This window comes from Mycobacterium sp. 852002-30065_SCH5024008, assembly GCF_001665645.1.
GTDB classification, from domain to species: Bacteria; Actinomycetota; Actinomycetes; order Mycobacteriales; family Mycobacteriaceae; genus Mycobacterium; species Mycobacterium paraffinicum.
Map to the genome: position 1 here is coordinate 135,310 of NZ_LZSZ01000171.1, position 9,127 is coordinate 144,436.

A 9,127-nucleotide genomic window follows, 5' to 3' on the forward strand; every position below is an offset into this window, starting at 1 on the left:
GCCGCGAAAGAGTGGGCTCGGTTGGTTAGTGTCGGTGCATAGAAGAACTCGAGAAAGCAGGTAACCCAGTCGTGTCTGACATGCGTTCGCCCTCGCAAGGGCTCAACCTCACGGACTCGGTCTATGAGCGCTTGCTCTCCGAGCGCATCATCTTCCTGGGTTCGGAGGTGAACGACGAGGTCGCCAACCGGCTGTGCGCGCAGATCCTGCTGCTCGCCGCCGAGGATGGCGACAAGGACATCTCGCTGTACATCAACTCCCCGGGCGGATCGATCAGCGCCGGCATGGCCATCTACGACACCATGGTGCTGGCGCCCTGCGACATCGCCACCTACGCGATGGGCATGGCGGCCTCGATGGGCGAGTTCCTGCTCGCGGCCGGCACCAAGGGCAAGCGCTACGCGCTGCCCCACGCGCGCATCCTGATGCACCAGCCGCTCGGCGGGGTGACGGGCAGCGCGGCCGACATCGCCATCCAGGCCGAGCAGTTCCACGTCATCAAGAAGGAGATGTTCCGGCTGAACGCGGAATTCACCGGGCAGTCGATCGAACGCATCGAGGCCGATTCCGATCGTGACCGCTGGTTCACCGCCCCGGAAGCACTGGAATACGGGTTCGTCGACCACATCATCACGCGCGCCGCCCACATCACCAACGGAGAAGCCCAGTGAGTACTCAGCACCCTCAGATCCAGCCGCAGGCGCGCTACATCCTGCCGTCGTTCATCGAGCACTCGAGCTTCGGTGTCAAGGAGTCGAATCCCTACAACAAGCTGTTCGAAGAGCGCATCATCTTCCTCGGCGTCCAGGTGGACGACGCTTCGGCGAACGACATCATGGCGCAGCTGCTGGTGTTGGAGTCGCTGGACCCCGACCGCGACATCACCATGTACATCAACTCGCCCGGCGGCGGATTCACCTCGCTGATGGCGATTTACGACACCATGCAGTACGTGCGCGCCGACATTCAGACGGTGTGCCTGGGCCAGGCCGCCTCTGCCGCGGCGGTGTTGCTGGCCGCGGGAACTCCCGGCAAGCGGATGGCGCTGCCCAACGCGCGGGTGCTGATCCACCAGCCGTCGCTTCAGGGCGTGATCCAGGGCCAGTTCTCCGATCTGGAGATCCAGGCCGCCGAGATCGAGCGGATGCGCACGCTGATGGAGACCACGCTGGCCCGCCACACCGGCAGGGACGCCGCGACGGTCCGCAAGGACACCGACCGGGACAAGATCCTGACCGCCGAAGAGGCGAAGGACTACGGGATCATCGACACCGTCCTGGAGTACCGGAAGCTCTCCGCGCAGAACGCGTAGGTCTGTCGGTCACGTCGGGAGCAGGGCGGCCGCGACGTCGGCGATGTCGGCCGGCCCCACCCGGCAGCAGCCACCGACGATGCGCGCGCCCGCCGCGACCCACTGCGTGGCCAGCCGCGCGGAGAACGAACGCGGCCCCGCCCAGCCCCGGCCGTCCCAGCGCTCGCCGCTGTTGGGGTAAACGATCACCGGCTTGCCGGTTGCCGAGGCGATCTCGATCGCCGGCAGCACGTCCTCGGGTGCACAGCAATTGACCCCAATCGCGACAATGTCGCGCACCCCGGCGGCGACGGCGAACGCCTCGGCCAGCGGTTGCCCGGCCCGGGTTCTGCTGCCGTCGATGGTGTAGCTGAGCCAGGCCGGCACGCCGACCGAACCGACCAGATCGACCAGCGCCTCGGCCTCGTCGATGTCGGGCACGGTCTCGCACGCCAGCACGTCGGCGCCGGCGTCGGCCAGGATCTCGAGCCGGGGTCGGTGCCATCTCCGCAAAGCCGCCACGGATAGGCCGTAGCGTCCGCGGTATTCCGATCCGTCGGCCAATGCGGCGCCGTACGGGCCGACCGAGGCGGCGACGAGCCCGCCCGCGTGGTCACGCGCGGTCTTCGCAAGTTGGACGCTGCGGCGTAGCAGCACGTCGGCTTCTGCTCGGTCGATCCCGCGGGAAGCGAAGCCCTCGAACGACGCCTGGTAGCTCGCTGTCGTCGCGATCGCGGCACCGGCGCGATAAAACGCGTCGTGAATGGAGACGATTTCGTGCGGGTCGTCCGCCAGTAACCTCGCCGACCACAGCGGGTCGGAGAGGTCATGCCCGCGCGCTTGGAGCTCGGTGGCCAGGCCGCCATCGTTGATCAGGACCGCCCCGCTGTTCAGAGCCAATTCCACCCGGCCACTGTAGGGTGATTTCTTGGGGATCTGCCCATGCTCTTCCGGGGTCGGCATCTCCAGCGGAAGTGGGGATCGGTCGACGCACCAGCCTCGGTTGGGTAACGACCGCGACACGCCAAAGACACGCAAAGCGCGTCTTTCGCGAGTGACGGGCGCCGTCTGGCTATATGTTTCATGCAGACGGACAGCATGAATACCACCGACGCGATTCGGCCTTAATGGTCGCGTCGGGCCCGATCTAGCGGGTAGCGTCGGGGCATACATGCGGCAGAGCAACACGAACGGCGAAAAGGAAGTAGGCCCTCAGCACCATGGCGCGCATCGGAGACGGCGGTGACCTGCTGAAGTGCTCGTTCTGCGGGAAGAGCCAGAAGCAGGTCAAGAAACTCATCGCTGGCCCCGGTGTATACATCTGCGACGAGTGCATCGACCTCTGTAACGAGATCATCGAAGAGGAGCTGGCCGACGCCGACGACGTCAAACTTGACGAACTCCCTAAGCCGGTTGAAATCCGGGAGTTCCTGGAGGGCTACGTCATCGGGCAGGACACCGCCAAGCGGACGCTGGCCGTCGCCGTCTACAACCACTACAAGCGCATCCAGGCCGGGGAGAAGGGCCGCGACTCCCGGCACGAGCCGGTTGAGCTGACCAAGTCCAACATCCTGATGCTCGGCCCCACCGGCTGCGGCAAGACCTACCTGGCGCAGACCCTGGCCAAGATGCTCAACGTGCCGTTCGCCATCGCCGACGCCACCGCGCTGACCGAAGCCGGTTACGTCGGTGAGGACGTCGAAAACATTCTGCTCAAACTCATTCAGGCCGCCGACTACGACGTCAAGCGCGCCGAGACCGGAATCATCTACATCGACGAGGTCGACAAGATCGCCCGCAAGAGCGAGAACCCGTCGATCACCCGCGACGTCTCCGGCGAGGGCGTTCAGCAGGCGCTGCTGAAAATCCTGGAGGGCACGCAGGCGTCGGTTCCCCCGCAGGGCGGCCGCAAGCACCCGCACCAAGAGTTCATCCAGATCGACACCACCAACGTGCTGTTCATCGTCGCGGGGGCGTTCGCCGGCCTGGAGAAGATCATCTACGAGCGCGTCGGCAAGCGGGGCCTGGGCTTCGGCGCCGAGGTCCGCTCGAAGGCCGAAATCGACACCACCGACCACTTCTCCGACGTCATGCCCGAGGACCTGATCAAGTTCGGCCTGATCCCCGAGTTCATCGGCCGGCTGCCGGTGGTCGCCTCGGTGACCAACCTGGATCGGGAGTCGTTGGTCAAGATTCTGTCCGAGCCGAAGAACGCTCTGGTCAAGCAATACACCCGGCTGTTCGAGATGGACGGCGTCGAGCTCGAATTTACCGATGACGCGCTGGAGGCGATCGCCGACCAGGCCATCCACCGCGGCACGGGCGCCCGCGGTCTGCGCGCCATCATGGAAGAGGTCCTGCTGCCGGTGATGTATGACATCCCGAGCCGCGACGACGTCGCCAAGGTCGTGGTGACCAAGGAGACCGTGCAGGACAACGTGCTGCCGACGATCGTGCCGCGCAAGCCGTCGCGCACCGAGCGCCGCGACAAGAGCGCCTAACACTCCCCGGCGGTCGAGCGGCCGCGCATTTGGGTACTAGATGCGCATGCCGGCCGCCGCTGCCACCCCCAGCCCCGTACCGCGCCGGCTGACGGGCGCGCTCGAATGATCGCGATGCCGGAAACGGTGCCCAGAGAATTGGCCGCCGCCGCGCGAGAGTGACCAATACCACACTTTTGATGGTCGGCGCCACCGTCCCCCGGCTGACATCGGTTTTAGGTGAAAACCGCTGCGTGTAATGGTTTAGAGACGGCCATTCTCGTCTTAGAGTCTCTTAAAGAAGTGCCATAATTGGTACCACCAGTGACACACAGCGCGAGGGTGCGGGACTCGCTTGAACAGCGCGTAACGTAAAGCTCCAGCGAAGTGCCTATCCGGATAGCGAATGGAAGGCGGATACGTGGATCCGAACGGCAGCGGAGCCGGGTCTGATTCTCACAACGGCTCGAACGGGTCGCCTTCCGGTGGCGGGTCAGACCGCCAGCGCCTGGAACAAGTCGTCATTCGCTTTGCCGGGGACTCCGGCGACGGCATGCAGCTGACCGGTGACCGGTTCACCTCGGAGGCAGCGCTTTTCGGAAACGACCTGGCGACCCAGCCGAACTATCCCGCGGAGATCCGCGCCCCCGCAGGCACCCTGCCCGGGGTCTCGTCCTTCCAGATCCAAATCGCCGACTACGACATCCTGACCGCCGGTGACCGCCCCGACGTGCTCGTCGCGATGAACCCGGCGGCGCTCAAGGCCAACCTGGGCGACCTGCCGCGCGGCGGCATGGTGATCGCCAACTCCGACGAGTTCACCAAGCGCAACCTGACCAAGGTGGGCTACGTAACGAACCCCCTCGAGTCCGACGAGTTGTCCGACTACGTCGTGCATTCCGTCGCGATGACCACGCTGACGCTGGGCGCCGTCGAGGCGATCGGCGCGTCGAAGAAAGACGGCCAGCGCGCCAAGAACATGTTCGCGCTGGGTCTGCTGTCGTGGATGTACGGCCGCCCGATCGAGACCAGCGAGAAGTTCATCCGGGAGAAGTTCGCCCGCAAGCCGGACATCGCGGAGGCCAACGTCTTGGCGCTCAAGGCGGGCTGGAACTACGGCGAAACGACCGAGGCGTTCGGCACCACCTATGAAGTTTCACGGGCGACGTTGCCCTCTGGCGAATACCGGCAGATCTCCGGCAACACCGCAATGGCCTACGGCATCGTTGCGGCGGGTCAGCTGGCCGACATTCCCGTGGTGCTCGGCAGCTACCCGATCACGCCGGCGTCGGACATCCTGCACGAGCTGTCCAAGCACAAGAACTTCAACGTCATCACCTTCCAGGCCGAGGACGAGATCGGTGGTATCTGCGCCGCAATCGGCGCCTCGTACGGCGGTGCTCTGGGCGTCACGAGCACGTCGGGACCGGGGATCTCGCTGAAGTCGGAAGCGTTGGGTCTCGCGGTGATGACCGAATTGCCCTTGCTGGTCATCGACGTTCAGCGCGGCGGGCCCTCGACCGGCCTGCCCACCAAGACCGAGCAGGCCGACCTGCTGCAGGCGTTGTACGGCCGCAACGGGGAGTCGCCGGTTGCCGTGCTGGCGCCACGCTCGCCGTCCGACTGCTTCGAAACCGCGCTCGAGGCGGTGCGCATCGCGGTCTCCTATCACACCCCCGTGATCGTGTTGTCCGACGGCGCGATCGCCAACGGCTCGGAGCCGTGGCGCATTCCGGACATCGGCACGCTGCAGCCGATCAAGCACACGTTCGCCAAGCCGGACGAGCCGTTCCAGCCGTACAACCGCGATCCGGAGACGCTCGCGCGTCAATTCGCCGTGCCGGGCACCCCGGGCCTCGAGCATCGGATCGGTGGCCTGGAGGCGGCTAACGGCTCGGGCGCCATCTCCTATGAGCCGGTCAACCACGACCTCATGGTTCGGTTGCGCCAGGCCAAGATTGACGGCATCTCGGTTCCCGACCTCGAGGTCGACGACCCGACCGGAGACGCCGAGCTGCTGCTGATCGGCTGGGGCAGCTCGTACGGCCCGATCGGCGAGGCCTGCCGGCGTGCGCGGCGCAAGGGCGTCAAGGTCGCGCACGCCCACCTGCGCCACCTGAACCCGTTCCCGGCGAACCTGGGCGATGTGTTGCGGCGCTACCCGATGGTGGTGTGCCCGGAGATGAACCTGGGCCAGCTTGCCCTGTTGCTTCGCGGCAAGTATCTGGTCGACGTGCAATCGGTCAGCAAGGTTCAGGGTGTCGCGTTCCTCGCCGACGAGATCGGGCGTGTCATCCGCGCTGCGCAGGGCGGCACGCTCGCCGAAATCGAGCAAGACAAGACGATGGTCGCCAGAATGGCGGCAGCAACGGTTGGAGCGGGAGCTATCGAATGACCGACCTGATGGGAAATCTGGCGGGCACGGACCTTGGGCTGACCCCGAGGCTCAAGAAGAACGACGGTGTGCCCACCACGGACCAGCCGCAGAAGGGCAAGGACTTCACCAGTGACCAAGAGGTCCGTTGGTGCCCCGGGTGTGGGGACTACGTCATCCTCAACACCATCCGCAACTTCCTGCCCGAGCTCGGGCTGCGGCGCGAGAACATCGTGTTCATCAGCGGCATCGGTTGCTCGAGCCGGTTCCCGTATTACTTGGAAACCTACGGATTTCACTCGATCCACGGGCGCGCGCCGGCCATCGCGACCGGTCTGGCGCTGGCCCGCGAGGACCTCTCGGTGTGGGTGGTCACCGGCGACGGCGACGCGTTGTCGATCGGCGGCAACCACCTGATCCACGCGCTGCGCCGCAACGTCAACATCACGATCTTGTTGTTCAACAACCGGATCTACGGGCTGACCAAGGGCCAGTATTCGCCGACGTCGGAGGTCGGCAAGATCACCAAGTCGACCCCGATGGGATCGCTGGACCACCCGTTCAATCCGGTGTCGTTGGCGCTGGGTGCCGAGGCGACGTTCGTCGGCCGCGCCCTCGACTCCGACCGCAACGGACTTTCCGAGGTGTTGCGCGCCGCCGCCGAGCACCGCGGCGCCGCGGTGGTCGAAATCCTGCAGGACTGCCCGATTTTCAACGACGGTTCCTTCGACGTGCTGCGCAAGGAGGGCGCCGAGGAACGGGTGATCAACATCCGCCACGGCGAGCCCATCACCTTCGGCGCCGACGGCGAGTACTGCGTGGTGAAGTCCGGCTTCGGCCTCGAATTCGCCAAGACCGCCGACGTGTCCGTCGACGAGATCATGGTGCATGACGCGCACACCGACGACTCGGCCTACGCCTTCGCGCTGTCGCGGCTCTCCGATCAGAATCTCGATCACACCGTGCTCGGGATCTTCCGGGATGTCAGCCGGCCCACTTACGACGACGCGGCGCGCTCGCAGGTGCAGGCCGCCCGCGCCGCGAAGCCGTTCGACGACGCCGCCCTGCAGTCGCTGCTGCGTGGGCGCGACACCTGGACCGTCGACTGACGTGGGCGAAACGAGTTCACTGGCCGGCGTAGTGCTCGCCGGCGGCGCATCGCAACGGATGGGGCGCGACAAAGCGAGCCTGCCCGTCCCCGGGTCCGCGGGCTCCGACGCAACCACGATGGTCGAACACGTCGTCGGCATTCTCGAACAGCGTTGCGACCCAGTCCTTGTCATGGCCGCCCAAGGGCAGCCGTTGCCCGAACTGCACGCTCGGGTCATGCGCGACGAACTGCGCGGCCTGGGCCCGTTGCCGGCGACGGGGCGGGCATTGCGCGCGGCCGCCGATGCCGGCGCCCGCCTCGCCTTCGTCTGCGCCGTCGACATGCCGTTCCTGGCCGTCGAACTCATCGACGACCTCGCCCGCCGGGCGCTGGAGACCGGTGCGGAGGTGGTGCTGCCCTGGGATGGCCAGGACCACTATCTTGCCGCGGTGTACCGGACGGACCTGGCCGACCGTGTCGACGCGTTGGTGGCCGTCGGCGAGCGCAAAATGCGCGCCTTGGTGGACTCATCGGATGCCCAGCGCGTCGTGACGTCGGATTCGCGGTGGCTGACCAACGTCAACACCGACGCGGAGCTCCGCGCCCTCGCGCAGCCCCGCAGCTGACGGCAATCTCGCGAGCCGGCCGCGGCGAAATCGCGTCGGATAAATTCTGCGTATTCGGGCACCGCCCATGCCCGAGAATGCGCAAGCCCTATTCGACATAAGACAAATGCTCCTCCTCGCTTAGATATCGGCTAAGCAACTCGCCATTGGTGGAATAGGTAATCCGGCCGCGGATCGTGATCTGTTGGGACACCGCAGATTTCAGGTCCATTGTCCGCCACTTCATCGGAGGCTGCGGTGTCTACGCACCTGGGCGTCAACCGAAACCACAGTTCCCGTGAGCAAATTGGCATGGCCGAATCGAACGGCGTGCCGGAGGCGTTCGGCGGAGCAGTCGCCTTCCATGGTCTGGCCTCATCGGTGGCAGGTGGTGATCGAAAAGCGTTATGCGGAAAGATGTTTCAGCTTATTCCGCTCTCGACGCGCCGACGCCCGCCGGTGTCCGCGCCCGTTATTCGAACGATGTAAGTTAGCCAGCAGCACAACACAATTCGCTCTCGTAGTCGGGTGTGGGGCGCGGCGAAGCAACGTAACTTGTTGTAGGCTGCGCTGCTTCGCGACGGCGGACCCGAGTCCGTTGGACCCGAAGCGGCCCAAACGTGGTAGCGCAAATACGTGCGCCAGTTCACAAAATGGGCGTGATTCGGCTCACGATTTGAAAGGCCGCACGATTGTTGGGTACTTCTCGAAATCGCGCGGCTGACCTGCCAAAATGGCGGCGGTATTGCGCCGTGATCACCCCGTTACCGAAACGAGATGGCCGTTTTCCGAAGATGACGAACGCGGCTGGTTCTCGTACGGTCCCTGTTAGCCCCCACGGGTTACGGAAGAGTAACTGAAAACAGAATCACGGACCCGCGTGTGAGCGGGGCTGCGGCGGCGAAGACCAGTCCGCGGCCGGCGGACAGCAGTCCGCTGGGCGATTCGAGCCCACCGCTGTCGTGCCGGAACAAGTCGGCACGTTCCGAAGCAGGTTTCCGCATCAACCAGAGACCGTCAGCCCACCCCCGTGGGCTTGCTTTGGCGCGCGCGCACCGCGAAAGGAAAGATATTGAAGAACGTCCGTAAGACGCTCGTTCTTGCCGCGGTCACGGGCACCCTCGTGACCATCCCGTCGGCCACCGCGACTGCGGAGCCGATGGGTTTCGACCCCAACATGGCGCCCGCGCCGGCTCCGGACGCGCTCCCGCCGCCCCCGGCTCCGGACGCCCCGCCGGCTCCGGACGCTGTCTCTTATACACATCTGACGCTGCCGACGATCGCATA

General features: G+C 65.5%; 7 protein-coding genes and 1 pseudogene. 7 read left to right on the forward strand and 1 reads right to left on the reverse strand.

From position 1 onward, the window contains the following. The first annotated feature begins 80 nt into the window (after positions 1-80). Together clpP1 and clpP2 are read left to right on the forward strand one after the other, a co-directional pair. Entirely contained in the window at positions 81-671 is a 591-nt protein-coding gene (gene clpP1, locus A5781_RS21610) for an ATP-dependent CLP protease proteolytic subunit ClpP1 (protein WP_067211543.1), read from the forward strand. Further along, positions 668-1,312 (forward strand): ATP-dependent CLP protease proteolytic subunit ClpP2, encoded by a 645-nt coding sequence (gene clpP2, locus A5781_RS21615; protein ID WP_067211546.1) that lies wholly within the window; start codon positions 668-670, stop codon positions 1,310-1,312. The genes clpP1 and clpP2 overlap by 4 nt, the downstream gene beginning before the upstream one ends. A 9-nt stretch (positions 1,313-1,321) precedes the next feature. On the opposite strand, the gene mmuM is transcribed toward clpP2, so the two are convergent. Then, on the reverse strand, positions 1,322-2,191 hold the full coding sequence (gene mmuM / locus A5781_RS21620) for a homocysteine S-methyltransferase (RefSeq protein WP_197504009.1): 870 nt from the start codon (positions 2,189-2,191) through the stop codon (positions 1,322-1,324). A gap of 320 nt (positions 2,192-2,511) precedes the next feature. Here mmuM and clpX point away from each other — a divergent pair, with 320 nt between their 5' ends. The 5 genes and pseudogenes from clpX to A5781_RS25970 form a co-directional block, all read left to right on the forward strand. After that, the gene (clpX, locus tag A5781_RS21625; RefSeq protein WP_066958367.1) at positions 2,512-3,792 is read left to right on the forward strand and encodes an ATP-dependent Clp protease ATP-binding subunit ClpX; all 1,281 of its coding nucleotides are present in this window, start codon (positions 2,512-2,514) and stop codon (positions 3,790-3,792) included. Between the two features lie 400 nt (positions 3,793-4,192). Next, entirely contained in the window at positions 4,193-6,166 is a 1,974-nt protein-coding gene (locus A5781_RS21630; RefSeq protein ID WP_156624927.1) for a 2-oxoacid:acceptor oxidoreductase subunit alpha, read from the forward strand. Continuing rightward, positions 6,163-7,254 (forward strand): 2-oxoacid:ferredoxin oxidoreductase subunit beta, encoded by a 1,092-nt coding sequence (locus A5781_RS21635; protein ID WP_067211553.1) that lies wholly within the window; start codon positions 6,163-6,165, stop codon positions 7,252-7,254. The genes A5781_RS21630 and A5781_RS21635 overlap by 4 nt, the downstream gene beginning before the upstream one ends. Position 7,255: 1 nt before the next feature. After that, on the forward strand, positions 7,256-7,861 hold the full coding sequence (gene mobA, locus A5781_RS21640; RefSeq protein WP_067211563.1) for a molybdenum cofactor guanylyltransferase: 606 nt from the start codon (positions 7,256-7,258) through the stop codon (positions 7,859-7,861). Positions 7,862-8,912: 1,051 nt separating this feature from the next. Next, a pseudogene (locus tag A5781_RS25970) lies at positions 8,913-9,127 on the forward strand (hypothetical protein); the annotation flags it as partial.

What these genes read in the sequence shown, in the direction of transcription:
- clpP1 (WP_067211543.1), top strand. Translation starts at nt 81, where the DNA reads ATGCGTTCGCCCTCGCAAGGGCTCAACCTCACGGACTCGGTCTATGAG.
- clpX (WP_066958367.1), top strand. Translation starts at nt 2,512, where the DNA reads ATGGCGCGCATCGGAGACGGCGGTGACCTGCTGAAGTGCTCGTTCTGC.
- A5781_RS21635 (WP_067211553.1), top strand. Translation starts at nt 6,163, where the DNA reads ATGACCGACCTGATGGGAAATCTGGCGGGCACGGACCTTGGGCTGACC.